Source organism: Yersinia aldovae ATCC 35236 (assembly GCF_000173735.1).
Classification (GTDB): Bacteria; Pseudomonadota; Gammaproteobacteria; order Enterobacterales; family Enterobacteriaceae; genus Yersinia; species Yersinia aldovae.
In genome coordinates this window covers 69,106-95,467 of record NZ_ACCB01000013.1, presented here as the reverse complement: position 1 = coordinate 95,467, position 26,362 = coordinate 69,106, and the positions used below count along the sequence as shown (strand labels likewise).

Sequence of the window (26,362 nt, the reverse complement as noted above, 5' to 3'; positions counted from 1 at the left end):
TTCATCATTATGCAAGCGATTCTATCTTCCTGGTTTATTCAGGGAATGATTAAAGCCACCAGCGATATGTGGCGCAAAGGGTGGGATGAACGTAACGGGGGCAATATTAGCCTGCGGCTGTTGGCGGAAGAGGTTGAAGCTTATCGGAGCGACTTTTATTCGCAACCCCGAACCGTAGAACTTACCCAGCCGGCACCCGAACTGGCAAACTGCTGGTTCCTGGTGACCGGCTCCGGCAAGTTCTTTCGTAATGTGGAGTTGAACCCGGCGGAAAATCTGGTGCTCCTGCAAGTCAGTGGTGATGGCATGGCTTATCACATTCACTGGGGATTAACTCAAGGGGGGCTGCCGACCTCTGAGCTGGCCGCGCACTTCCAGTCTCATGTCGTGCGTATACAGGTCAGTGGTGGCTCCGACCGGGTCATTATGCACTGCCACGCGACCAATCTGATTGCGCTGAGTTATGTGCAAAAACTGGATAACGCCAGCTTCACCCGATTGCTATGGGAGGGCAGTACCGAGTGTCTGGTGGTGTTCCCTGACGGGATTGGCATTGTGCCGTGGATGGTGCCGGGTACTGATGGCATCGGCAGTAAAACCGCTGAGCAGATGCGCGAACACAGCCTGGTGCTGTGGCCATTCCACGGTATTTTCGGCAGTGGCCCGACACTGGATGATGCCTTTGGTTTGATTGATACCGCCGAGAAATCAGCCGAAATTATGGTAAAAGTCCTGTCGATGGGGGGCAAGCAGCAGACGATTTCCCGTGAACAATTGATTGCGCTGGCAGCACGCTTTGACGTTACGCCAATGGCCGCCGCGCTAGACGTATAACCTCTGTGACCTACCCCGTGCAAGGCTGGGTTAGGTCATTATCTTGTCTGCGTTATGTGAGGAGCACAGCATGAGTTTTATGTTGGCACTACCGAAAATCAGCTTGCACGGCACCGGTGCAATCGAGGATATGGTGAAATTACTCAGCGGCAAACAGTGGGGAAAAGCACTGATTGTCACTGACGGACAACTGGTTGAACTCGGCCTGCTTGACAGTCTGTTCGCTGCGATGAAACAGCATCAATTACCTTATGCCCTATTCAGCGAGGTTTTTCCTAACCCGACCGAGGCACTGGTAGAGGCTGGGCTGGCGGCCTTCAAGCAGCAGCAGTGTGACTATCTGATAGCCTTCGGTGGCGGTAGCCCCATTGATACCGCCAAAGCCATTAAGATTCTGAGCGCCAATCCGGGGCCATCCACTGCGTATTCCGGCGTCGGTAAAGTTAAGCATAGTGGCGTTCCCTTGGCTGCCATCAACACCACCGCCGGCACCGCCGCAGAACTGACCAGTAATGCGGTGATTATTGACACTCTGCGACAAGTGAAAGAAGTCATTATCGACACCAATCTCATTCCTGATATCGCTGTTGACGATCCCGCCGTGATGCTGAATATCCCCGCCAGCGTCACTGCGGCAACCGGAATGGATGCCCTCACCCACGCTATCGAAGCGTATGTTTCATTAGGCGCACATACACTGACTGATCACTCGGCACTCGAATCGATCCGCCTGATCAGCCAATGGCTGCCGTTGGCGGTCGATGACGGTAAAAATCTGCACGCCCGTGAAATGATGGCGTGCGGCCAGTATCTGGCAGGCATGGCCTTTAACAGCGCCGGGCTTGGTTTAGTTCATGCCCTGGCTCATCAACCGGGAGCCACTCATAACCTGCCACACGGGGTATGTAATGCCATCTTGCTACCAATCATTGAAGAGTATAACCGCCCGCAGGCGGTCAGCCGCTTTGCGCGCATAGCACAGGCGATGGGGGTCAATACTCAGGAGTTAACCGATGAGCAGGCCAGCCATGAAGCGATAACCGCCATTCGACAACTGTCGCAACGTGTCGGGATCCCTGTCGGGTTCTCCGTGTTAGGCATTCAAGAAAGTGATATCGAAGACTGGTTGGATAAAGCACTGTCTGACCCTTGCGCGCCTTGCAACCCACGTCCTGCCGATCGGGAACAGGTTCGCGCACTCTACTTACAGGCACTTTGATTGGGGTAATACCATGATACGCAAAGCCTTTGTCATGCAGGTTAATTCAGAAGCTCACGCCGAATACCAACGGCGACACTCGCCAATTTGGCCAGAGTTGGAGGCGGTGCTAAAGGCGCATGGGGCGCACCACTACTCAATATTCCTTGATGCTGATCGTAACTTGCTGTTTGGTTTCGTCGAAATTGAGTCAGAGGAGCGTTGGAAGGCCGTAGCTCAGACCGCCGTTTGCCAGCGCTGGTGGCAACATATGGCGGATGTGATGCCCAGTAACCCTGATGGTAGCCCAGTTAGCGAGGCGCTGCGGGAGGTGTTTTATTTGGAATAGTACGATCTATGTGGAGCTGCCCTCTGACTCCACATATTTTCGGGCATATCCAGCCCTTGCACATAATCTTCAAATACCGCAGACCCCATCAATAAAACAACTCAGTGCGGGCGAATTTAACTTGCGGCTTGGATACACGCCTGCCATTGCGGTAAAACCGCAATCAATTAGGTATATGCAGGGTCATATCGTCATCGATTACCCTGCCCGTGCATCAACCAATACTGAAGGACGGGCGAGACGTTGCAGGTCAGCGGCCAAGAGTTGTTGCACCAGTTCAACGCAGCGCAGAAAGCGCGTGTCGTAGTCTGCCGATTCAACATGGACGTATTCAATGTTATTACTGCGCAGCATCTGCTCCAGTAAGCTCTGGAAAGATTTGCGGTCACGGTCACTGCCGAGGCTACGCAGCCCATCAGCGACCCAAGGTGTATTGTTTTCCAGCAAAATCACCAGATCAAAGCGGTATTCATCAATCAGCGCCTGCACGAACGGGTGCTCTTTGCCTTCATACTTTTTGCAAAAAGCCTGCGTAGTAACAAAATCAGTATCGATAAAGGCCACTTTATTGGCGTATTTCACCGCAAAATCAACGTATTGAGCCTGCCCTAGCGCGATTTTGTCATAATCAGAATATTGCAGCGCCATCTCATCGCCACCCAGATGGGAGAAGACATAATCCCGACCATACTCCCACGCACTGGTGGTATTGAAGATATTGGCTAACTTATTGACTAGCGTCGATTTACCACTGGATTCGCCGCCAAGAATGGCTACGGTTCGGACAAAAAACGGTTTCACTTCGGTGGGAATATAATCCCAATAGCGGAAAGGATCGCGACGGATCTGGCGGCCACTGATGTTCATAAATGAGCGCTGTGGGTCAATCAGAATAGTTTCAATGCCAAATTGCTCATTATAATGCGGCGCATCCTGACTCTCGCTGGAATAGATAAAATTCGGGGTAATTCCCTTCTCATTCATAAACTTGTTGACGCCACGACTCCAGACATCCCAACCATGCGGATAGGGCTCAATGCCGTTTTCATCAAATGAGTGAATATGGATATTTTTCTGATACTTAAAGGTTTGTAGCAACCAACGCAAGCGGTCACTGACGGTCGGCTGCTGTGACATTGAACTGTTTTCAAACAGCTCAAGATCACGAGGTTCATCGTAACAAAGAATGATATGCAATTCATCGACCTGGCTACAAGCGCGCTGGATTAAATAGATATGACCGGTGTGCAGCGGGTAAAATTTACCAAACACCACGCCGACTTTTTTCTCGCGACGTGGGAACTCCATTTCGAGGAAACGGTGCAAAGCCTCAAGTTTTTGCGCACTGGGGCTTTTGATTTTGTCGTTGAGTAATTGGCTTAAATAACCTTTGGTCATACCGCTGGCTTCAGCCACCTGCTGTAAGGTGCAGCCCTTTTGCTTAATTGCCGTTTTGAGATAGTCGAATTGCAGCATACCGCCTCCTTGTTTAGTGCGCTAAACAAAAATAACACAGTATGCGGCAAGATGAACACGACTAAATGAGCGGTTATAAATCCTCTAGCACCGCCAGCGCATCCGCCAGTTTTTTCACCCCAAACACCTGCATATTGGGCAACGGCTTCTTCGGCATATTGGCATAAGGCACGATAGCGCGTTTAAAACCGTGCTTGGCGGCCTCTGAAATACGCTCCTGACCACTTGGCACCGGGCGAATTTCACCGGCCAGCCCAACCTCACCAAACACCACTAAATCCTGCGGTAATGGGCGGTCACGCAAACTGGACACCAGTGACATCAGCAACGCCAGATCCGCGCTGGTTTCCGTCACTTTCACGCCACCGACCACATTGACGAACACATCCTGATCCGACATTTGTAAACCGCCGTGGCGATGCAAGACCGCCAGCAAGATTGCCAGTCGGTTTTGCTCCAGACCGACCGCAACCCGACGCGGATTAGACATCATTGAGTGATCCACCAGCGCCTGAATCTCTACCAACAGCGGGCGAGTCCCTTCCCACACTACCATTACCGAGCTGCCCGCAGTGACTTCATCACCACGGCTGAGGAAAATAGCCGATGGATTGCTAACTTCGCGCAAGCCTTGTTCGGTCATGGCAAATACGCCTAACTCATTGACGGCACCAAAGCGGTTTTTGTGGCTACGCAGAGTGCGAAAACGGGTATCCCCGTCACCATCAAGCATCACCGAGCAGTCAATACAGTGTTCCAACACTTTCGGCCCGGCCAGCGAGCCATCTTTGGTCACATGACCGACCATGATAATGGCCACACCACGAGTTTTGGCAAAACGAGTCAGATAGGCAGCAGTTTCGCGCACTTGCGCCACACTGCCCGGTGACGATTGGATATCCGCCATATGCATCACCTGAATGGAGTCAATCACCATCAGGCGCGGCTGCTCTTGCTCGGCAATCAGGCAAATTTGCTCAATGCTGGTTTCCGACAACATGTTCAGGCCCGCAGTGGGTAAGCCCAAACGGTGCGCGCGCATCGCCACCTGCTGCAATGACTCTTCGCCAGTGACATACAGGGTTTTCATGTTTTCAGACAATTTGCACAGCGTTTGCAGCAACAAAGTACTTTTACCCGCACCGGGGTTACCACCAATCAGAATAGCACTGCCCGGCACCACACCGCCGCCCAGCACCCGATCAAATTCAAGGAAGCCGGTGGAGAAGCGTGGCAGTTCATCGAGACTGATATCTGAGAGTTTCTGCACCCGACTAACCCCCGCATCACCGGCATAACCACCGAAACGTTCATTGCGCGACGATGACGATGTTGCCGCTGCCAGCCGAATCTCGGTTATGGTATTCCAGGCGTTACAGGCGCTGCACTGCCCCTGCCAGCGCGGGTAATCAGCCCCACATTCATTACAGACAAATGCTCGTTTTGGTGCTTTAGCCACCTTTCACCTCAATTTAACAATAAACATCCCCAAAGACATGGGTACTACAGTTAGGCAGCAAGCGAGTTTATCCCGATGAGCTTACTCAAGTAAGTGATTCGGGTAAGCGAGTGCCGCTAACAACGCTGTAGTGCCAAGGACGAAGGGGATTAGCGTTCTTCGTGCTTTAGGCTACCGGTCAAAATACACAACACACTCAGCAAATCACCGTGGCGAATAGCCACTTTCGCTTTAGCATAAACTTTTGGTTTGGCGTGGAAAGCCAGCCCCAGACCGGCGGCCTGCATCATTTTCAGGTCATTGGCACCATCACCGATAGCCACGGTTTGAGCAATCGGGATATTCAGCTTTTCTGCCAGTTTGAGCAAGGTATCTGCTTTATATTGCGCATCGACAATCGGCCCCAGCACTTTGCCGGTCAGCTTGCCGTCTTTGATTTCAAGCTCATTGGCTGCCACTTCAACCAGCCGCAGTTTGTCGCGCAGGTATTCGGCATAATAGGTAAAACCGCCGGACGCAATCGCCACATGCCAATCCAGTGCCTGAAGCTTGCGCACTAAACTGGTCAGCCCTGGCATCAAGGGCAATTCATCACGCACTTGTTTGAGGATATTGGCATCCGCGCCTTTCAAGGTGGCAACTCGCTGGCGCAGGCTGGCGGCGAAATCCAGCTCACCTTGCATCGCGCGTTCGGTGACGGCAGCCACTGCTTCGCCAACACCGGCGAGCTTGGCAATCTCATCAATACATTCGATTTGAATAGCCGTGGAATCCATATCCATCACTAACAGACCCGGCGTGCGCAAATGTGGAATAGCCCCCAATGGCGCGACATCCAGCCCGCTCTCATCAGCCAGCGTTTTAATGCGCGGAGTCAGGCTGCCCGCCAGACGGATCACTTGATAATCTTCCACACACCAGGCGGAGACAATTACCATTGCCGCACCCAACTGGCGTTGGAAATCGGTAATACGCTTTTTATCCAGTTTTCTGCCGTACAACAGCCAACCTGTATGACCCGCACGATAATCCAGCGGCATAACTTCATCGCCACTGAGTGAAAGTGGCAGACCCGGCCATTGATAGATCTCCGCGGGAAGATCGCAATAGGTCAGACTATTAGACATGAATGGCTCCTGTAGAAACGGGGTAAAGGCCGACAAAAGGACGCATCAAGCTATCCTATCGCCCTGGCTTCTGGCAACATATACTCTAAATAACTTGAAGTATGACGGGTATAAAATCATCAAATTCGGCAAGGAACCTGCATGGCCAAGGCTAAATTAAAATCCCGACTGCACCGTACAGCTATTGTACTGATTTGCCTGGCATTATTAGTCTTACTGATGCAAGGTGCATCCTATTTTAGTCTCAGTCATCAACTGGCCCGTTCGGAACAAGTTGAAGAACTGGCAAAAACACTGGCGAAACAAGTCACTTTCAGCCTGTCGCCCATCATGGACAGCGGTGATGACGATGTTGATAGCCAGAAAGTGGACGCCATCCTTCAGCAACTGACACAATCTAGCCGCATATTGGATGCCAGTGTGTATCAGATAGACGGTACGCTGGTCGCCAACGCCGGAGAGAACGTCAAGGTTCGCGACCGGCTGGCACTGGATGGTAAACGACCCGGCAGCTATTTCAACCATCAAATCGTTGAGCGGATCCCAGGTAAAAGCGGGCCGAGTGGTTTTCTGCGCATGACGCTGGACACCCACGTTCTGGCAACGGAATCCAAGCAAGTGGATAATACCACCAATTTGCTGCGTCTGATGATTCTGGTGGCGCTGGCGGTGGGGATTATACTGGCTCGCACTCTGCTGCAAGGCCGCCGCAGCCGCTGGCAGCAATCACCTTATCTGCTGACCGCCAATAGGCCAGTCAAAGAAGATGAGAGTGAGGATGAAACGGCAGAATCAGACAAAAAACCGGATGATAAATAGATTTAGCTTCAGCGGCAGAGAGTTCTGCCGCTGAATAGGGAACGCAGTAAGAAGTTACTCTTTATCGCCCAGCAATACAGATTCCAGCGCAATCTCAATCATGTCATTGAACGTGGTTTGGCGCTCAGCAGCAGTGGTTTGTTCACCGGTACGGATATGGTCAGACACGGTACAGATAGTCAGGGCTTTCGCGCCGAATTCAGCCGCAACGCCGTAGATACCCGCCGCTTCCATTTCCACACCCAAAATGCCATATTTTTCCATCACATCAAACATTTGTGGGTCTGGCGTATAGAACAGGTCAGCAGAGAAGATGTTACCCACACGGACATTCAGACCTTTCGCTTTTGCCGCATCAACCGCGTTGCGGGTCATGTCGAAATCAGCAATCGCGGCATAGTCGTGATCTTTAAAGCGCAGACGGTTCACTTTAGAATCGGTACAAGCCCCCATGCCGATAACCACATCACGCAGTTTCACGTCAGCACGCACCGCACCACATGAACCCACACGGATGATTTTTTTTACGCCAAAATCCGTGATCAACTCTTTTGCATAAATGGAGCAGGACGGGATACCCATGCCGTGGCCCATAACAGAGATTTTGCGGCCTTTATAAGTACCGGTGAAGCCCAACATGCCACGCACATCGTTCACTTGCTTCACATCTTGCAGGAAGGTTTCGGCGATAAACTTCGCACGCAGCGGGTCCCCTGGCATCAGTACAACGTCTGCGAAATCACCCATTTCAGCATTAATATGTGGCGTTGCCATAATCACTTTCCTTAAAAGTCAGAGAATTAAAATTTACATAACTGAACTGTTAGTGTTTTCATACACTCCTAATTCAGTAGAATTCTATCAATCAGAAGGCGTAGATGAGCACAGGCAGTTTGGGTGCGGCCAGCGCGCAAAAACCGGAGCGTACACCTGGTCTTATAAAACCTAAGTACGTGAGGATTTTTAGCACTGCCCAATCCCAAAATGACACGCTCAGCTTAGCCTTACAGCATATTCTTCCCGTAATCCATTGGGGAAAGACCGAAATATGTCGCCACTGTCTGCCCAATATCGGCAAACGTCTCACGATGGCCAAGCGATCCCGGTTTTACTTTTGGGCCATAAACCAACACTGGGATGTGCTCACGGGTATGGTCAGTGCCCGGCCAGGTTGGGTCGCAGCCGTGGTCAGCGGTTAGGATTAAGATGTCATCTTCTTTTACCAGCGCCATCAGCTCCGGCAGGCGGCGGTCGAATAACTCCAACGCAGCAGCATAACCCGCAATGTCACGACGGTGGCCGTAAGAGGAGTCAAAATCAACAAAGTTAGTGAACACGATGGTGTTGTCACCCGCTTTCTTCATCTCTTCAATGGTGGCATCAAACAGGGCATCCAGACCGGTGGCCTTCACTTTTTGCGTAATACCGACGTGGGCGTAGATATCAGCAATTTTACCGATAGAAACCACTTCGCCGGCCTTCTCATCCACCAGTTTCTTCAACATGGTGGGCGCTGGCGGCTCAACGGCCAGATCATGGCGGTTACCGGTACGCTGGAAGTTACCCGGTTTGTCACCGATGAACGGGCGCGCAATAACGCGGCCAATATTGTAGTCGCCTTCAGTCAGCTCTTCGCGGGCTATTTCGCACAACTCATACAAGCGATCCAGGCCAAAGGTCTCTTCGTGGCAGGCAATTTGGAACACCGAGTCAGCCGAGGTATAGAAAATCGGCTTGCCGGTTTTCATGTGCTCTTCGCCCAGTTGGTCGAGGATTACGGTGCCTGACGAGTGGCAGTTACCCAAGTAGCCCGGCAGGTTGGCGCGTTTGACCAGTTTATCCAGCAGTTCCTGCGGGAAGCTGTTTTCCACATCGCTGAAGTAGCCCCAATCGAACAGAACCGGCACACCGGCAATTTCCCAATGGCCTGACGGCGTATCTTTACCGGAAGATAATTCGCTGGCGTAACCATACGCGCCAATGATGTTCGCATTCTTATCCAGCCCAGGCGGGAATTTACCCGTAGACTCTTGCGCCGCTTTACCCAGCCCTAAACGGCTCAGGTTTGGCAGCGTCAGCGGGCCGCTGCGGCCAACGTTAGCTTCACCACGGGCGCAGGCTTCAGCAATGTGACCCAGAGTATCAGCCCCTTCGTCGCCAAATTTCCTGGCATCCGCGCTGGCACCGATACCAAATGAGTCTAATACCATAATAAATGTACGTTTCATCATTTTCTCCTGCGTGGATACACGCTCTGAGGGCGGTCATATTGCGCCAGTATAACGACGCACTCCACCGCCCCACATACATAATTAACACCCATCGACCAAGAACGACAGGCTCATGTTTATTCAGTAATACGGCGATATATCACCGGTGTTTCTTCTGGCGCTTTATCGCCCAAGGTAATTGCTGCGCGTACCGCCTGTGCCGCCTGCTGCCAGTCATCTTCGCTATTGGCATGAATCACAGCTAATGGTTGTTGACCATCAACACTGGCTCCCAGACGGGCCATATCGGTAAAACCAACACTGTAATCAATAGGATCAGTTGCCCGACGGCGGCCTCCGCCGAGAGAAACCACTGCCATGCCTATGGCGCGGGTGTCCATCGCGGTAACAATACCGGCTCGTTCAGCGAATACTGGCTTACTTAGCGTGGCAAGCGGCAGATAGTGGTCATAACGCTCAATAAAGTCTGACGGGCCTTTTTGTGCCGCAACCATGCGGCCAAAGACGTCAGCGGCTTTACCGTTATCCAGCACCGCCTGTAATTTGGCGCGAGCATCAGCCTCATCTTGCGCCAATCCCCCCGACAGCAGCATTTCAACACACAATGCCATTGTCACTTCCAAAAGGCGTGGGTTGCGATATTCGCCAGTCAGGAAGCGTACCGCTTCGCGGACTTCAACCGCATTACCTGCACTGGAAGCCAATACCTGATTCATATCGGTCAGCAGCGCGGTAGTTTTGCAACCCGCGCCATTAGCCACGCCGACAATCGCCTGTGCTAAATCGGCAGATAGCTGATAGGTTGGCATAAAGGCACCCGACCCCACTTTCACATCCATCACAAGTGCATCCAACCCTTCAGCCAGCTTTTTAGCCAGAATAGAGGCGGTGATAAGCGGGATGGAGTCCACTGTCGCAGTGATATCACGGGTAGCATAGAAACGTTTATCTGCCGGTGCCAGCGAACTGGTCTGACCGATAATTGCCACACCAACCTCCTGAATGATTTTACGGAACGCCTGATCATCAGGGAAAATATCAAAGCCCGGAATCGCTTCCAGCTTATCCAGTGTGCCGCCAGTATGACCCAAGCCACGACCAGAAATCATCGGTACATAGCCACCACAAGCGGCAACCATCGGGCCGAGCATCAGTGATGTAACGTCACCGACTCCACCGGTGGAGTGTTTATCGACAATCGGGCCATTCAGTTTCAGGCTTTGCCAATTCAGTACCGCTCCAGAATCACGCATCGCCATTGTCAGCGCCACACGCTCTTGCATGTTCATGTCGTGGAAATAGATGGTCATCGCCAAAGCAGCAATTTGCCCTTCGGAAACCACGTTGTCGCGAATTCCATTGATAAAGAAGCGAATTTCTTCCTCGCTCAATGGCTGACCGTCGCGTTTTTTACGAATAATTTCTTGTGCCAGAAACAAGGCATCCCCCTGCTTGACCTGAATATAGGATGAAAACGGCCGATAGGCTGCTTTCGCAATTCAATTATGTTGAAAGCAATCAGTAACCGCTGCTTTTGGCATCACTCTGATGGCCCAATGTAGTCAGCAAGCTGCCCAGCAAACTGGATGCACCAAAGCGGAAATGGCGCGCATCGGCCCAGCCCTCTCCCATCAGTTGATCAGCCAATTGCAGGAATTGCGCGGCATCTTCAGCCGTGCGCACCCCGCCGGCGGGTTTGAAACCAACAGATTTGCTCACACCCAAGTCGCGGAGAGTGCGCATCATAATTTCGGCGCTTTCCAGTGTGGCATTGACTGGCACTTTACCGGTGGAGGTTTTAATAAAGTCAGCGCCAGCTTTGATTGCAATTTCAGACGCTTGTCGAATCAAATGTTCTTGTTTCAGTTCGCCGGTTTCAATAATTACTTTCAGTAATACATTTTCGGCTGCACAAGCTTCTTTGCATTGTTTCACTAACTCAAAGCCCACTTTGTCATTACCGGCCATTAACGCGCGGTAAGGGAAGACCACATCGACTTCATCGGCACCATAAGCAATCGCGGCACGGGTTTCAGCCAGTGCAATCGCAATGTCATCATTGCCGTGGGGGAAATTGGTTACCGTTGCGATTCGGATTTCAGGTGTACCCTGCTCACGTAGCGCCTTACGCGCAACCGGGATAAAACGGGGGTAAATGCAGATGGCCGCAGTATTGCCAGCCGGACTTTTAGCCTGATGACACAAGGCGATCACCTTTTGATCGGTATCGTCATCATTCAGGGTGGTTAAGTCCATTAAACTCAGTGCGCGTTTTGCATAATTGTTCAACGTCGCGTGGGCGGTTAAATCGGTCATAAAACTCTCCAACACTATTTCAGCCCCGGCACCTTGCCAAAACTGAGCATTTATTTTTGAGCCAGCAAAGTTACCTTACCGGTAGCTTTGGTTATAAGGCTCAATACGTTGGCGAGCGGACTTGGTTCCTTGAAGATAGCCCCTGTATGGGTGGCAATTGAGATCCATCTCACCGCACTACCCTTCTTGCATGATGTTGCAGGCGGGCTACAACACCAATAACATTGGGTATAGACATACTTTCGGCTTTCAATCAGAAAAGCCAATAGCTCTATTTGAACACGTTATCGCCGCATGAGGTGTGTTCAATTTCACAATAATTAATAGTAACTTGTAACGGACTGGGATTATATGTGATTAGAATCACAAAATAACCTGTTTTATGGCTTTCTAAGCGCGATACGCCCACTCGCTTCAAGAATAGCTTATGGGCAGAAATACATCTGAAAAACCGATCGATTAGGCGCACCTACATAGGTACGGACAGCGCACAAAACTCGTCGCATACACCTGATCTTATAAACCAGAATAGGTGGCGGTGATGGGCGCTGCCCAATTTCAAAATATCGAGTCAATCAGCCTGATCACAGCGCCAGGAAGAAACCGGCGATTGTCGCACTCATCAAATTCGACAATGTGCCTGCCGCTACGGCTTTCAGGCCAAAGCGCGCGATATCATGACGGCGACTCGGTGCCATGCTGCCCAAGCCCCCCAGCAAAATAGCCACTGAAGACAAGTTGGCAAAACCACACAGCGCGAAAGAGATAATGGCTTTAGTGTGGTCAGACAACACCTGTAAACCCGCCGCTTTCACTAACTCTTCTGCCTGTAGGTATTGGCCGAAATTCATAAATGCCACGAATTCATTTACGATAATCTTCTGGCCGATAAATGAACCCGCCACCATCGCTTCGCTCCACGGCACCCCAATGAGATAAGCGATTGGCGAGAAGACCCAGCCCAGAATCAGTTCCAGCGACAATTGTGGATAATCGAACCAGCCGCCAATCCCCCCCAAAATACCATTTAGCAAAGCAATCAGTGCGATAAAGGCCAGTAACATCGCCCCGACGTTCAACGCCAGTTGCATACCCGATGCGGCACCGGATGCGGCGGCATCAATTACGTTAGCCGGGCGCTCATCTTCAGCAATCAGCGTTGTGGCATCGACGTTATCATGGGTTTTTTCAGTCTCGGGCACCATCAATTTAGCGAACAGCAACCCGCCAGGAGCCGCCATAAAGGAGGCGGCAATCAGATATTCCAATGGCACCCCCATTTGAGCATAACCGGCCAGAACGGAGCCTGCGACTGAAGCTAAACCACCGCACATCACGGCAAACAGTTCCGATTGCGTCATCGTAGCGATATAAGGGCGCACCACTAACGGCGCTTCCGTTTGCCCGACAAAGATATTTGCGGTAGCTGAAAGAGATTCGGTGCGTGAAGTACCCAGCAGCTTTTGCAAACCACCGCCCAACACTTTAATAACGATTTGCATGATGCCGAGGTAATACAAAACAGCAATCAATGATGAGAAAAAGACAATGACTGGCAAAACTCTCAGGGCGAAGACAAAACCACCACTGCCAAAAACTTCAAACATTTTGTCGGAAACCAAACCGCCAAAAATAAATGAGATCCCCTCGTTGCCGTAGGCAATGACGTTCGCGACCCCTTCAGACATGCCGCCCAAAATGCGGCGACCAATTGGCACATATAATACCAGTGCCCCAATCGCTATCTGGATAATAAATGCACCGACGACAGTGCGGATATTAATCGCCCTAAAATTACTTGAAAGAAGTACGGCTATTAATATCAGTACTGCCATTCCGACCAAACTCATGAGCATGTCGATATCCCTAATAGTGAAATCATTAATTAAATTGAAATAATTTTGGGAGGATTATACCGACATGACCTGGCTATCAAACAATCTCTGTCACAAATAAACACAACTGAGAGCAACTGGATAAACATAAATGTGACAAGTATCACATTAAAAATCATCAGTAATGGGCTTGGGCTAATAATTAGCGTGATATTTATATTTCAATCGGCACGTTTAAGCTAAAGCAGAGGTTTATCGACGGGCAGCAATGGAAACACACGCTGACTGTTTTCCAATAAGTGCCGGGCAATCTCAAGCGGATCTTCCGGACGCAACTCGCACAATACGTTAAATACATCAGCCGCGCGCTCAGGCCGATTGGGTTGCCCCTGAAAACCTGCCAGTGGCATATCTGGAGCGTCAGTTTCTAATAACAGTGCAGACAGGGGTAATTCAGCCATTACCTTGCGGGTTTTCTGCGCTCGCTCATAAGTAATCGTGCCACCCACGCCGATATAATAGCCCAAGCGAATAAATGCCAGTGCCTGCGACAAACTGCCAGCGAAGCCGTGTACAACACCGGTGCGGGGTAATGCCGCCTTGCGCAGCACAGAAGCCAACTGGTCGTGCGAACGCCGTGAATGCAAAATAACCGGTAAATCATACTGTTTCGCCAACGTTAGTTGAGCCTTCAATAGCGTCAACTGACGGGGATATTGTGGCTCATCCATATAGAGATCCAGGCCAATCTCCCCGACGGCCACCAGCTTCTGCGGCTTATTCATCAGATGAGATGCCAATATCGCCAAATCTGCCTCCTGGTGCTGAGCAATATAGAGTGGGTGCATCCCCAACGCGGCAAACAGTGGCGGATAGTTGGCAGCCAACGCTAAAATACGGGAAAAATAAGCCGCACTAACGGCAGGTACAATCAACTGCCGGACATTAGCCTGCGCAGCACTCAGCAGGCTGACCGTTTCTGTGCCAGTAAAGGGCGGAAAGTCAAAATGACAATGGGTATCGATAAAATAGGGTGATGTCATGACGCAGAATCACCTTTGGCCTTTCCTTGATGGGCCGGCAACATAATATCCGCAGGTAGCCGCTGGATTTTGTTCCGTGTGGTGGCGGGAATGATCAACCCGCTGTCTGTCACTGTCATGGCCGCCGGATGCAAATGCCCGGTAATTTTTTTGTTACTCGCCGATGGTGTAACATCCGACGCATGAACGATATCAGATGCCGTGGCTAAATCCTCCGTTTCGATTAATTCAGCCATCGCATCCGGTTGGAGAATATCTTGTGGCTGAATAAGACGGCGGGATAACGAAATCGAGGTTTTGCTGCTGTTGATGTCTGCCTGTTCCAACGGCTCGCGCGGCATGAGCCAGTGTCCGACGGTTGCCAGAAAATAACGACCACAACGGCGGCCTAAATGATAATCGCGATTCAGCGCAGCAACACGGCTCCCTAAGGCATTACTGGCGAGCGGTTTCGGCGGAAAAATCTCGAAAATCCGTAGGTCATCCGGTGGGTTCTCAATAAATTGTTGAATACGGTGATAGCTCTGCTCGTGCTGTTGCATAATCCGCACCAATTGTTGCAAGCTACTTTCACTCAGCCAATGCTCCATCCGCTTCATCCACTGCGGCGTGTAGTAAGTCTGCGACGGCACCGTACGGATAACCACAATGGTATCCGCACCACGGCGATAAGCTTCTTCAACCGGGATTGCATCGCTGATGCCACCGTCCTGATAACTGACACCGTCTAAATCCACCCCTTGGCGATATAAACCAGGAATAGCACTGGAAGCTTTAATCGCAGACAGCCAGCTCTCTCTGGTGGGGGAGATATACGTGGGTTCGAAATCATCACTACGACAGGCACACATCAGGAATTCGCGGCCATTGCGTAACTGCTGTTCGGCATGTTCCATCGCTAAGGGGAGTTGCTGAGAAGTGATATCCACCAGCCAATCAAGATCAATGAGATGACCACCACGGACAAACCGTAGTGGATTAAAGAAATTAGCCGTTGTGGTGTAACGCGTGATAACGCGGCGGGCATAACCAGGCTGGCCACAAATAAATGCTGAAAGATTTTGCGCCCCTGCGGAGGTGCCTATCATTAAATCAAAAGGATTAAAGCGGGCGCGTTGAAACTCGTCCAGCACTCCGGCTGTAAAAATCCCCCGCTGCCCGCCCCCTTCACACACCAACGCCATTTTTCCGGGCTGATATGGTTTATAGGCGAGTGGCTCTATATTACCGAGCGTGATAGGTATTCTGTATCCCACCATTCATCCTTCAAACGTTACAACAGGGTTCGAGAATACCCTTTCTTATCCTTTGCTGTAACCCTCTGGCGCATCTAAAGGCGCTTACGGCCTGTAAACAAACTGATGAGAAATAGAACGATACCCACGACGAAAACAACTTTGGCGGCCCATGCTGCCGTACCGGCTAGCCCACCGAAACCTAATGCCGCAGCAATTAATGCGATAACCAGAAATATAATGCCCCAGCGAAACATAAGCTTCTCCTTCCCGTTTAAAAAAATGACGTCGTAAACCTGCGTTTAAAAATCACTCTTTAACCACCTGAGTCTATTTAACAGTAGCTTATTTGACAGAAGTCGTATTATTTGGATTATTCTGGATAAATTATTTGGCTGACTTATTAGAGGGTATTTCGTGGGCTATATTGTCGCCCCCGAAATACCCATCAGCCTAATAATTAAGGCTTGATGCTCAGATCGTTTTTGACGCTTTTCACGCCATCAACGGCTTTGACAATACTTTCAGCACGGTCGGACTGGGCTTTATTTTCAACATTACCGGTCAGCAGCACCACACCATCGGTCGTTTCTACAGTGATTTTACGTGACGGTACGATGTCGTCTGCCAGTAATTTGGCTTTTATCGAACTGGTAGTTGCAGCATCACCGGCATATTCACTGACTGATTGTGATTTTTGGTCTTTCACATGCAGTTTATCGCTGACAGATTTAACGCCTTCGATATTGCTGGCAATTTCAACTGCGGTCTTAGCTTCAGCCTGAGTGCCAACAAAACCACTCAAGGTAACCACACCGTGATTAGTTTCGACTGAAATATCAGTGCTTTTAAGGGATTTTTCTTCCAGCAACGCGCTTTTTACCTTCGCGGTTGCAGCACTGTCTCCCATGTAGTTATCTACTTTCTTCATGGAGCTATCGATTTTGGCACCGGTGCTGTCCACAGCGCTAGATGCTTTATTCATCATCGTGTCTTCTGCTAACACACTGCCGCTGAGAAGGGCGGAACCTAAAACAACAGCCATGACTGAACGGGAAAGTTTTGTGTTTGTCATCGATTTCTTCCTTCATTGTTATGAACCCAAACCAGAGTAACGTCTCAACTTTCGGATTCTTACTCCACCTTATATGGGTGGAAATTTGATGAATACTTTACGATTATTACAGGATAACCGACTTAAGTTTAATGCAAGTCAATCCTGCGGCTACCCAATAAAGATAGAGCATTTCAGCAAAATAACAGTCAGAATAGGATTAAAACAGGAATCTCGCATCTAAGTAGGAGTAATCTTAGAGAGAAAGTGGTGAGGGTAATTAATGAATCGGGGCACTGAGTACCCCGATAGAATGCGGCTTGCGGCTTGATTAATGTTCGCGAGTTTTACGGAAACGCACTTCCGGATAACGTTCTTGCGTAATATTGAGATTTACCATCGTTGGGGCGATATAGCTTAAATTATCACCACCATCTAAAGCCAGGTTAAGCTCATTCTTACGTTTAAATTCCTCGAACTTCTTCACATCGTCACATTCAACCCAGCGGGCAGTCGAGACGTTAACCGATTCATACACCGCTTCTACGTTGTATTCACTTTTCAGTCGTGAAGAAACCACTTCAAACTGCAACACCCCAACCGCGCCCACAATCAGATCATTGTTGGTCAACGGGCGGAACACCTGCACAGCCCCTTCTTCTGACAACTGAACCAGCCCTTTTAACAACTGTTTCTGCCTCAGCGGGTCACGCAGACGGATACGACGGAACAATTCCGGTGCAAAGTTCGGAATACCGGTGAACTTCATGTCTTCGCCTTGCGTGAAGGTATCACCAATCTGAATCGTGCCGTGGTTATGCAAACCAATGATATCGCCAGCAAAAGCTTCGTCAAGGTGAGAGCGGTCACCCGCCATAAAGGTCAGTGCGTCTGAAATCACCACGTCTTTTTTGGTGCGCACCTGGCGCAGCTTCATGCCTTTCTCAAAGCGGCCTGAAACTACGCGCATAAAAGCAACGCGATCACGATGTTTCGGGTCCATATTGGCTTGAATTTTAAACACAAACCCGGTGAATTTTGGTTCAGAAGCCACCACTTCACGGGTATCGGTTTTACGCGGCATCGGGGCCGGTGCCCATTCAACCAAGCCATCCAGCATATGGTCGACACCAAAGTTGCCCAGTGCCGTGCCGAAGAATACCGGCGTTAAATCGCCCGATAAGAAGGCTTCATGCTCAAATTCATGCGACGCGCCCTGCACCAGCTCAAGCTCTTGACGGAACTGTTTAGCCAGGTCTTCACCAACCGCGATATCCAAGTCTGGATTGTTCAGCCCCTTGACGATGCGCACTTCTTGAATCGTGTGGCCCTTACCGGTCTGGTACAGGTAAGTTTCATCTTTATAAAGGTGGTAAACCCCTTTAAACAACTTACCGCAACCAATCGGCCAGGTGATGGGGGAACAAGCAATTTTCAGCTCACGTTCCACTTCATCCAGCACTTCCATCGGATCACGAATATCGCGGTCCAATTTGTTCATAAAGGTCAGAATTGGCGTATCGCGCAGACGGGTGACTTCCATCAGTTTGCGGGTTCGATCTTCAACCCCTTTTGCCGCGTCAATCACCATCAAACAACAGTCAACCGCAGTTAAAGTACGATAGGTATCTTCGGAGAAATCTTCATGCCCAGGGGTATCGAGCAAGTTGACCAGACAACCGCCGTAAGGGAACTGCATCACTGAGGTGGTGATGGAGATACCACGTTGCTTCTCCATTTCCATCCAGTCTGATTTGGCATGATGGCTTGAGCCACGGCCTTTTACCGTACCGGCAGTCTGAATGGCGTTCCCGAAAAGTAATACTTTTTCGGTAATGGTGGTTTTACCGGCATCGGGGTGGGAAATGATCGCGAACGTACGTCTTTTCGCAACTTCCTGTGCATATTCACTAGGAGACATAATTTGAGATTTCTACTTTTAGGCCGCCCTGCTCTGGGCCTCATATCCTATTGATATGCGGGTCAGGCAAAGCGAGGCATTGATTGTGGCGCTATACCCTGCTTATTGGAAATTGCAGCAGGCTTCGCGGCAACTCCTATCACGTCGGGTATAAGTGGCTATAGCGCGGTATTTTCTCTGATTTATGCGAGATAGACAATTTTTTCAAGATAGACGCTCGTTTTTCGAGAAAAACAGCCGTCAAAACGGCACTATCCCATCGGCAGAGCCATCATAATGGCATCCTCACGCCCATTTACACTCGGGTAATAGTTACGACGCACAGAGACTTCGTTAAAACCCAAACTCTCATACAGGGCAATGGCGCGTGCATTTGAGGCCCGGACTTCAAGCCAAAGCGTAAAAACATCACGCGTACCTAACTGTTCAATCACATATTCAAGCAGTAAACGGCCATAACCCTGACGCTGATGCTGCGGATCAATGGCGATATTAAACAGCGTGGCTTCGTCCAAGACAATTTGGCTAATGGCGAAACCCACCATCTGCTGACCGACACTCAACTTAACATTGAAATAACGATCACCTTGATTGCTGGCTAAGGTTTTTTCCGTCCACGGGAAAGCGTGGCTGGCTTGTTCAATTTGATACGCTGTGGCCAGATCGGCTGGCGTCAGGATAGAAATCTGCTTCATGATGACAAATCTGCTGCCAAAGTGCGCGCTTCGCGCTCGCGTCTTGATAAAGTCCGGTCAGAGCCGGGCTATGTAACTGCGCACCCACGACCGCAAGCGGTTCGCTGATACCCAATCGCCAACTGTTACACTGCGTATCTTGTGGCAACATCTCCACCTGTTCCGGCGTCAGCGCATAAGCTTGACGGGGAGTTAACCCCAGGCTGTGTAACACATCGCACAGTAAGGGATCATCCTGTTCAGGTAACTGCTGTGCCACAATTAGCAGGCGGGTATCTTCGGGCAGACGTATTGCAATTTCACCCTGCAAAACAGCCGGGCGGCGCAATGTCCACTGCGTGATGCCTAGCTGTTGTAACAGCAAGTCTCGTCTCGATGCCATGCTATTTCCTATCAGGCTGCCCCTTAATTCGACGCTATGCTAGCAAACCCATCGAACATGCGCCAACAAACCTCTATTTATAGAAGCTACCAATAAATATATTTAGCATATTGGTGGAATTTAGCTGATCAGCTTCAGGTCAGTTTGGCGTAATCGCTTCTGTTCCTGATAAAAATTCTCATGAGAGCTAAGACTTAACAGATACAATTCAATTTTCTGTTCAATCCAACTATAACCGAGCAGTGTTAACTGGCTATTGAGTTGAAACTTATGCACCCGAAGATAGCTCAGGTCACCTTTCTTTAATTCACCCACTCCCGGGTTGGTTATAATACGTTCTATCTCATTTTCAACAATAATCAGTTGCTGTTCGGAAAGCCTGCCAAGTGCTTTAGAAAAACGACTACTCTCATAAACTTCAATCTTATGTTCGCTGCGTTCTTCTGACATAACGTGATACCTTTTTGTTGTCGATTTCACTTTTTGCCAGCAAAGTTTCCAAAATAAAGCTGTAAGGCAAATCAGGGTTATCCTCGGCAATACGGCCGATTTTTGCCCAATGTTCGATCTGCTTTGGCACGCTGCGACTTGATGCTTCTGCGTGAATTTTAACGTCAGTGACAAAATCCTCATCCAGACGAATACTAATCGCCATTGTTTTACTCCTCTTCACACTATAGCTATGCCCACTAAAGAGTGATGCATAACACCACAAAAAGCAACATTTTGTCGCTCCTTATTGTTCTGTATAAAAAATACAAAAATAGAGGTTGAGCCAACAAACCTCTATAATCCCCGATCATATTCTTAAGGAGCCAACGACTGATGTCAGCATTAACCCCAGCCAGTGAAGTAATACTGCGCCATAGTGATGAATTTATAGCCCGCCACGTATTGTTCGCCGGTGATTTACAAGATGCGCTGCCAGCGCAGTTTGAAGCAGCCGGGATACGGGTTCACACCAATCAATATCACCACTGGCAATTACTGAGCAATACGCTGGAAGAGAATGTGCAATTCGGTCTTTTGGCGACTACCGAAATTGTGGCTAGCTGCGATACGCTGATTTACTACTGGCCAAAAAGCAAGCAAGAGGCCCAATTCCAGTTAGCCAATCTGCTTTCTCTGCTGCCGGTCGGCACCGATATCTTTGTGGTGGGCGAAAACCGGAGCGGTGTACGTAGCGCAGAAGAAATGCTGTCTGATTTCGCCCAGTTGACCAAAATAGACAGTGCCCGTCGCTGTGGCTTGTATCATGGCCGTTTGGATAAGCAGCCTGAATTTGATGCCGATGCCTGGTGGGGTAGTTATCAGGTCGGTGACGTGACAGTCAAAACCTTGCCAGGTGTCTTCAGCCGTGACTCACTGGATTCAGGCAGCCATCTGTTGCTGTCTACTTTCAGCGAACCGTTTAAAGGCAGCGTGTTGGATGTCGGCTGTGGTGCCGGGGTGCTAGCCTCTGTTTTGGCGCAGCAATCGCCAAAAATCAAATGGACACTCAGCGATGTATCTGCGGCAGCTATTGAAGCCAGCCGGGCAACATTGGCGGCGAATAACATCGACGCGCAAGTGATTGCCAGCAATGTCTACACTGACATTAAAGGCCGCTTCGAGATGATTATCTCCAATCCACCGTTCCATGATGGGATTCAAACCAGCCTGACGGCGGCTGAAATGCTGATCCGAGGTGCTACCGCGCATCTGCATGTTGGCGGTAAATTGCGGATCGTGGCGAACTCGTTCTTGCCTTACCCTGCACTGTTGGATGCCGCGTTTGGCAGCCATGAAGTGCTGGCGCAAAATGGCCGTTTTAAGGTCTATCAAGCAACTGTTGGCCGCCCGCCACGAGATGCTAAGAAAAAACGTTAATATCAGGCGTTAAGATGACTCATCCCTTCCATGCCGTAGCGTTCACCCGCTGCGGCATGGAATGGGAATACCGCATCAAGCGCCGCCAGCTCCTGCGCGCTAAGCGTCACCGCTAATGCCGTTAGATTCTCTTCCAGATAAGCACGCCGTTTAGTCCCTGGGATCGGCACAATGTGTTTCCCCTGCGCCAACACCCATGCCAGTGCCAGTTGCGATGGTTTAATCCCCTTTTCGCCAGCCATTTCAACCACCGCATCAGCCAGAGCCAGATTCAGGGTAAAATTATCACCTTGAAACCGTGGGTTATGGCGACGAAAATCGTCAGCAGCCAAGTCTTCCGGGTGGCGAATAGCACCGGTTAGAAAACCTCGCCCCAGCGGGCTATAAGCCACAAAACCCACACCTAAACGTTCGCAGGCGGCCAGTACAGAACTCTCCGCATCGCGAGTCCACAGTGAGTACTCGCTTTGCACCGCAGTAATCGGATGCACCTGATGGGCCTTATCCAGCGTCGCCGCTGAGACTTCACTCAACCCAATATAACGAATTTTGCCCGCAGTGACTAAATCCGCCATCGTGCCAATCACATCTTCAATTGGCACACTGGGGTCACCACGGTGCTGATAGTAAAGGTCAATAACCTCAACTCCCAGCCGCTTCAAGCTACCGTCAACCGACTGACGAATATAGTCCGGGCGGCTACTGACACCTCGCACCGTCGGGTCTGCCGGGTCACGCACGATACCGAATTTTGTCGCCAGAAAGACCTGATCACGCTTGCCCTTAATGGCTCTTCCAACCAACTCTTCATTGGTAAACGGGCCATACATATCCGCAGTGTCCAGCAGCGTGACGCCCAACTCCAACGCCCGATGCAGCGTGGCAATGGATTCATTCACATCCTGATTGGTGGAGTAAAAATCACTCATCCCCATGCAGCCAAGCCCCAGCGCTGAGACGAGCGGGCCGTTCGAACCTAATTGACGTTGTTGCATTGTGATATTCCCCGTTAGTGATGTCAGAAGAAAGTGTGGTTGTTTAGCGAGGAAAGATAAATAATGCAGATTGCTCATCACTGTTCAAAAAACACCAACAATAGGCAGGCGTATTCATGGACCAAATACAGGCAATGCGGATATTTGTCCGTATTGTTGAATTGGGCAGTTTCAGTCGCGCAGCAGAAAAGCTGCAATTGCCACGGGCAACCGTTAGCCATACCTTGAAACGACTAGAACAGCGGCTAGGGGTTCGCTTGCTGGTACGCACCACCCGACAGGTAAATATCACCGCTGAAGGCACACTGTATTACCAGCGCTGCCTGCAATTACTGTCGGCGTTTGAAGAAGCAGATTCCCTATTTAGCCATCAGCGGTTGCAACCTGAGGGCAAAGTGCGCATTGATATGCCACATTCGCTGGCCCGTAATGTGGTCATCCCTGCGCTGAGTGATTTTTATCAGCGCTATCCACACATTACGTTAATGCTAGGGGCCAACGACAGCACCATTGATCTGATGCGTGAAGGCGTTGATTGCGTATTACGAGCCTGGCTGCCCCATGATGAGCAATTAGCGGTACGTAATATTGGTCAGCAACCGCAAATCACCTGTGCGTCACCGGCGTATCTGGCAAAACAAGGGGTACCAACATCGCTGGACGATTTGGCAGGTCATCAAGCGGTGGGGTATTTCTCACGCTTTCATAACCGCGATTATCCGTTGGAGTTTGTCCTGCAGGGGAAAGTTGAATCCCGCGTATTACCCGGTATTTTGAGTGTCAGTGGTGCTGATGCCTATATTGCAGCCGGCGTTGCAGGTTTGGGGCTGATTCAAGCCCCCACTCCCGGTATTCAAAGCCAATTGGCACAAGGCGAGTTAATTGAAATCCTGCCCCATTGCCCGCCACCGGCTATGCCGCTGTTTATCATGTTTCCACCAGGGCGTTTTTTAGCTCCCAGAGTCAGAGTACTGATTGACTGGCTCGTTGAATTATTCGCCCATTATCCTCCCTTGCTACGAGATAGGCAGTCCGGAGTATAAAATGAAAAAAGCGCCATTAATCAAATCAATTGATCAACATATGGCGCTTTTTACAGCAAACGTCCCGCTGAGGGGAAATAAGTATTGACCTGAACGTGAAAATCTCTAGAATTCGCCTCCGTAGTTGCTATATAAAAGTCATGTTTCGGTACGCGATGGTGGCGGAATTGGTAGACGCGCTAGCTTCAGGTGTTAGTGTTCTTACGGACGTGAGGGTTCAAGTCCCTCCCTTCGCACCAAACAGTCTTTTTAAGCGACTTGTAGTATATACCCACAGTAATGAGAGTTGCCGCTAGCACCCTTGCGGTTTCAAATACGAAAGGTATAGATTTATATTGCACAGCACATGCGATGGTGGCGGAATTGGTAGACGCGCTAGCTTCAGGTGTTAGTGTTCTTACGAACGTGAGGGTTCAAGTCCCTCCCTTCGCACCAAGCTGGTGATATAAATCCTAAGTTTCACTCTTTTCAAGATATACCCAAAATAATTGGAGTTGCAGGCAGGCGGCCAACGCACATGCAGCTTGAAGTATGATCGGTATAAGCAGTAAGAAATCATTTGGGCGATGGTGGCGGAATTGGTAGACGCGCTAGCTTCAGGTGTTAGTGTTCTTACGGACGTGAGGGTTCAAGTCCCTCCCTTCGCACCACGATGATTTCAAAACCATAGCAATCACCTTCCTTTGGCAATATCCCCTCAGAATTCAATCGGTTATATCAGTATATCTCGTTATGCATTAACACCGCCGTCAAACCACTTAATAGCGCCAGACATGATGGCAGCAACAGAAAATGCCGTAGCCGTGCATGATACAACATGCTAATGGTGGCCAACATAGCGAGAACTATCAGGATTCGTAACTGACCAACAGTAAGCTCAGCCCATCCCAGTAGCGGTAGCAAAGCAAAAGGCAGCAATATCCCCCACCCACTGGACATTCCACGGCTCAAGCCCCCAATAACCCCCCACGAACGGTAAGCTGCTAATCTGGCTGTAATCATAATGACAGATACCTAAGTGATAATGATAACCAATATCATATATCACTCTGTAGCAATCTGCACCATGTTGTTGTCTTCCACAGAGAGAAGTTTCAGGTTGGAAGAACGCTATTCCCAGATGGTTTTTATGGGGATAGGTCGGATGCCTTTTCTCGATATATGCATCATTTTGCTTAGTTGATCGACATCATGATGACAGACTGGTCGAAAAATGGTAATTTTGATTAAGAAAATTCCCAAAAAAACACCAAGACGCTTCAGAAAAAATAATTACTCAGAAAAACTATTTATCGTGATGCCTAAATAATTCGGCTTCATGAGGATATTGTTTATTTGTCTACAGACAGCACGACATTATGCAGAGTGAACTGAATATGAATAGCCATTCCTACGATCAGCTTCTTAAAAGTAAGCATCGGCTCTCTTTACTACTCTTTCTATTCCTCAATGCATCGTCATCTATTTTTAGCATGATATTACCATCACCTAAAACACCCGCAATCACATTACCGGTTGTGCTGATCGCGATTATCAGCTTGAGTGCTGTCGCTTATCTTATTTTTATTTCGAAGAATTATATCGATAAACTGAATTTATTTTCAATCATCATGGGTATGCTTTGGGCGTGGCAAATCATTCTCAAATACGAATATCTGGGTAGTAATGAAAATAATTACTTATTACTTAGCTTGTTTATGATTTTCTTTATCAGCACCATTGCCCTGTCTGATAACTTTCTCGCTTTTTGCCTGCACACAGCACCGTCTGCATTAACTGTTATTTTTCTTGATGATTTCCAGAACATTTTCCGAATCTTATTCACGATTATGCTGCCGTTGATTGGCTTCTCTTTACATCATTTGATGCTGCGCCGTAGCGATGACTTTACCCGAAAACTGGTCGCTCGCCTCTATAATGAGAGGGAGAAATTTAGCGATTTAAGCATGATAGATCCGCTGACCAGTTTGTATAATCGCCGTGGGCTGGAAAATAAACTCGAAACGTTATTGTCCCAATCACCCGGAAATCACTACGTATTGCTGCTCGATATCGACCATTTTAAAGCCTATAACGACAACTATGGCCACACTATGGGGGATCAGGCTTTAGTGCGAGTAGCCTCAGCCATCCGTGATGCTGTGCGCTCGCGGGATATTGTAGTGCGTTATGGTGGAGAAGAGTTTCTGGTATTACTGACACATGTAAGCGAAGAGTATGCCAGCCAGTTAGCCGAACGAGTACGGCAAAGGGTTTTAAGCCTTGATATTCCGCATGTTTTCAACCATAAGGTCTCAACGACTGTAACCTTGAGTGCCGGCATATCACCACTGCTGGCTTATGATTTGGCCTCATCACTGAAAGCCGCTGATGAAGCACTTTATCGGGCTAAAAAAGATGGCCGCAATAAAGTTGCGTTTGCCGGAAAAAAACTATCAAAAGTTGAATTGTCACCTTGAAAAAATATCAATGGCAGACTTA

General features: G+C 49.5%; 26 protein-coding genes and 3 tRNA genes. 10 read left to right on the top strand and 19 right to left on the bottom strand.

Annotation, left to right across the window (positions count from 1 at the left end):
• The first annotated feature begins 9 nt into the window (after positions 1–9).
• The 3 genes from rhaD to rhaM all read left to right on the top strand — a co-directional run bounded on the left by rhaD (position 10) and on the right by rhaM (position 2,381).
• A complete protein-coding gene (gene rhaD / locus YALDO0001_RS08330; RefSeq protein ID WP_004701935.1) occupies positions 10–834 on the top strand; it encodes a rhamnulose-1-phosphate aldolase in 825 nt (274 codons plus the stop codon).
• 70 nt (positions 835–904) lie between these two features.
• Entirely contained in the window at positions 905–2,053 is a 1,149-nt protein-coding gene (gene fucO, locus YALDO0001_RS08325) for a lactaldehyde reductase (RefSeq protein WP_004701933.1), read from the top strand.
• Positions 2,054–2,066: 13 nt separating this feature from the next.
• The gene (gene rhaM, locus YALDO0001_RS08320; protein WP_004701932.1) at positions 2,067–2,381 is read left to right on the top strand and encodes an L-rhamnose mutarotase; all 315 of its coding nucleotides are present in this window, start codon (positions 2,067–2,069) and stop codon (positions 2,379–2,381) included.
• A 198-nt stretch (positions 2,382–2,579) separates the two neighbouring features.
• Here the strand turns inward: rhaM and nadR are convergent, their stop codons facing one another.
• The 3 genes from nadR to serB form a co-directional block, all read right to left on the bottom strand.
• Entirely contained in the window at positions 2,580–3,857 is a 1,278-nt protein-coding gene (gene nadR / locus YALDO0001_RS08315; protein ID WP_004701930.1) for a multifunctional transcriptional regulator/nicotinamide-nucleotide adenylyltransferase/ribosylnicotinamide kinase NadR, read from the bottom strand.
• 73 nt (positions 3,858–3,930) lie between these two features.
• A complete protein-coding gene (gene radA, locus YALDO0001_RS08310) occupies positions 3,931–5,316 on the bottom strand; it encodes a DNA repair protein RadA (RefSeq protein WP_004701929.1) in 1,386 nt (461 codons plus the stop codon).
• Between the two features lie 149 nt (positions 5,317–5,465).
• Complete coding sequence (serB, locus tag YALDO0001_RS08305; protein WP_004701926.1) at positions 5,466–6,443, bottom strand: phosphoserine phosphatase; 978 nt, start codon at positions 6,441–6,443, stop codon at positions 5,466–5,468.
• A gap of 141 nt (positions 6,444–6,584) precedes the next feature.
• On the opposite strand from serB, the gene YALDO0001_RS08300 reads away from it, so the two are divergent.
• Positions 6,585–7,262 (top strand): YtjB family periplasmic protein, encoded by a 678-nt coding sequence (locus YALDO0001_RS08300; protein ID WP_004701925.1) that lies wholly within the window; start codon positions 6,585–6,587, stop codon positions 7,260–7,262.
• 54 nt (positions 7,263–7,316) lie between these two features.
• Here the strand turns inward: YALDO0001_RS08300 and deoD are convergent, their stop codons facing one another.
• The 14 genes from deoD to YALDO0001_RS08235 form a co-directional block, all read right to left on the bottom strand.
• On the bottom strand, positions 7,317–8,036 hold the full coding sequence (gene deoD, locus YALDO0001_RS08295) for a purine-nucleoside phosphorylase (RefSeq protein ID WP_042547738.1): 720 nt from the start codon (positions 8,034–8,036) through the stop codon (positions 7,317–7,319).
• A gap of 230 nt (positions 8,037–8,266) precedes the next feature.
• Complete coding sequence (gene deoB, locus YALDO0001_RS08290; RefSeq protein WP_042839591.1) at positions 8,267–9,490, bottom strand: phosphopentomutase; 1,224 nt, start codon at positions 9,488–9,490, stop codon at positions 8,267–8,269.
• 119 nt (positions 9,491–9,609) lie between these two features.
• Positions 9,610–10,932, bottom strand: a complete 1,323-nt coding sequence (deoA, locus tag YALDO0001_RS08285) for a thymidine phosphorylase (protein WP_004701918.1) — start codon at positions 10,930–10,932, stop codon at positions 9,610–9,612.
• A gap of 79 nt (positions 10,933–11,011) precedes the next feature.
• Complete coding sequence (gene deoC / locus YALDO0001_RS08280) at positions 11,012–11,809, bottom strand: deoxyribose-phosphate aldolase (RefSeq protein ID WP_042547735.1); 798 nt, start codon at positions 11,807–11,809, stop codon at positions 11,012–11,014.
• A 584-nt stretch (positions 11,810–12,393) separates the two neighbouring features.
• Complete coding sequence (locus tag YALDO0001_RS08275) at positions 12,394–13,665, bottom strand: NupC/NupG family nucleoside CNT transporter (RefSeq protein WP_082039628.1); 1,272 nt, start codon at positions 13,663–13,665, stop codon at positions 12,394–12,396.
• Between the two features lie 218 nt (positions 13,666–13,883).
• Positions 13,884–14,687, bottom strand: coding sequence for a TatD family hydrolase (locus YALDO0001_RS08270; RefSeq protein ID WP_042839590.1), 804 nt, complete (start codon positions 14,685–14,687; stop codon positions 13,884–13,886).
• Positions 14,684–15,946 (bottom strand): patatin-like phospholipase family protein, encoded by a 1,263-nt coding sequence (locus tag YALDO0001_RS08265; RefSeq protein WP_004701911.1) that lies wholly within the window; start codon positions 15,944–15,946, stop codon positions 14,684–14,686. Before YALDO0001_RS08265 ends, YALDO0001_RS08270 begins: the two co-directional genes overlap by 4 nt.
• Before the next feature lie 71 nt (positions 15,947–16,017).
• Positions 16,018–16,179, bottom strand: coding sequence for a DUF1328 domain-containing protein (locus YALDO0001_RS20060; RefSeq protein WP_004701908.1), 162 nt, complete (start codon positions 16,177–16,179; stop codon positions 16,018–16,020).
• Between the two features lie 203 nt (positions 16,180–16,382).
• On the bottom strand, positions 16,383–16,997 hold the full coding sequence (osmY, locus tag YALDO0001_RS08260; RefSeq protein ID WP_042547731.1) for a molecular chaperone OsmY: 615 nt from the start codon (positions 16,995–16,997) through the stop codon (positions 16,383–16,385).
• A 310-nt stretch (positions 16,998–17,307) separates the two neighbouring features.
• Positions 17,308–18,897: a peptide chain release factor 3 gene (gene prfC / locus YALDO0001_RS08255; RefSeq protein WP_004701905.1), complete on the bottom strand. Its 1,590-nt coding sequence runs from the start codon at positions 18,895–18,897 to the stop codon at positions 17,308–17,310.
• Positions 18,898–19,148: 251 nt separating this feature from the next.
• A complete protein-coding gene (gene rimI, locus YALDO0001_RS08250; RefSeq protein WP_042839589.1) occupies positions 19,149–19,592 on the bottom strand; it encodes a ribosomal protein S18-alanine N-acetyltransferase in 444 nt (147 codons plus the stop codon).
• Positions 19,537–19,974: a DNA polymerase III subunit psi gene (locus YALDO0001_RS08245; protein WP_042839588.1), complete on the bottom strand. Its 438-nt coding sequence runs from the start codon at positions 19,972–19,974 to the stop codon at positions 19,537–19,539. The genes rimI and YALDO0001_RS08245 overlap by 56 nt, the downstream gene beginning before the upstream one ends.
• Before the next feature lie 120 nt (positions 19,975–20,094).
• A complete protein-coding gene (locus YALDO0001_RS08240) occupies positions 20,095–20,424 on the bottom strand; it encodes a type II toxin-antitoxin system RelE/ParE family toxin (protein WP_042839587.1) in 330 nt (109 codons plus the stop codon).
• Positions 20,399–20,629 carry a TA system antitoxin ParD family protein gene (locus YALDO0001_RS08235; protein WP_004701897.1) on the bottom strand — a complete coding sequence of 77 codons (231 nt, stop codon included), beginning with the start codon at positions 20,627–20,629 and terminating at the stop codon, positions 20,399–20,401. The genes YALDO0001_RS08240 and YALDO0001_RS08235 overlap by 26 nt, the downstream gene beginning before the upstream one ends.
• Before the next feature lie 170 nt (positions 20,630–20,799).
• On the opposite strand from YALDO0001_RS08235, the gene rsmC reads away from it, so the two are divergent.
• On the top strand, positions 20,800–21,843 hold the full coding sequence (rsmC, locus tag YALDO0001_RS08230; RefSeq protein ID WP_004701895.1) for a 16S rRNA (guanine(1207)-N(2))-methyltransferase RsmC: 1,044 nt from the start codon (positions 20,800–20,802) through the stop codon (positions 21,841–21,843).
• A 2-nt stretch (positions 21,844–21,845) separates the two neighbouring features.
• On the opposite strand, the gene YALDO0001_RS08225 is transcribed toward rsmC, so the two are convergent.
• On the bottom strand, positions 21,846–22,838 hold the full coding sequence (locus YALDO0001_RS08225) for an aldo/keto reductase (RefSeq protein ID WP_042839586.1): 993 nt from the start codon (positions 22,836–22,838) through the stop codon (positions 21,846–21,848).
• Positions 22,839–22,954: 116 nt separating this feature from the next.
• On the opposite strand from YALDO0001_RS08225, the gene YALDO0001_RS08220 reads away from it, so the two are divergent.
• From YALDO0001_RS08220 to YALDO0001_RS08205, 4 genes are all read left to right on the top strand, one after another.
• Positions 22,955–23,881 carry a LysR family transcriptional regulator gene (locus YALDO0001_RS08220; RefSeq protein ID WP_004701892.1) on the top strand — a complete coding sequence of 309 codons (927 nt, stop codon included), beginning with the start codon at positions 22,955–22,957 and terminating at the stop codon, positions 23,879–23,881.
• 152 nt (positions 23,882–24,033) lie between these two features.
• A tRNA-Leu gene (locus YALDO0001_RS08215) sits at positions 24,034–24,120 on the top strand.
• A gap of 109 nt (positions 24,121–24,229) precedes the next feature.
• A tRNA-Leu gene (locus YALDO0001_RS08210) sits at positions 24,230–24,316 on the top strand.
• Between the two features lie 128 nt (positions 24,317–24,444).
• Positions 24,445–24,531 (top strand) — tRNA-Leu (locus YALDO0001_RS08205).
• 67 nt (positions 24,532–24,598) lie between these two features.
• Here YALDO0001_RS08205 and YALDO0001_RS08200 read toward each other — a convergent pair.
• Complete coding sequence (locus YALDO0001_RS08200) at positions 24,599–24,883, bottom strand: DUF1435 family protein (RefSeq protein WP_042839585.1); 285 nt, start codon at positions 24,881–24,883, stop codon at positions 24,599–24,601.
• 356 nt (positions 24,884–25,239) lie between these two features.
• Between YALDO0001_RS08200 and YALDO0001_RS08195 the strand changes: the two genes are divergently transcribed.
• Positions 25,240–26,340: a GGDEF domain-containing protein gene (locus tag YALDO0001_RS08195; RefSeq protein ID WP_004701887.1), complete on the top strand. Its 1,101-nt coding sequence runs from the start codon at positions 25,240–25,242 to the stop codon at positions 26,338–26,340.
• The last annotated feature ends 22 nt before the right edge of the window (positions 26,341–26,362 follow it).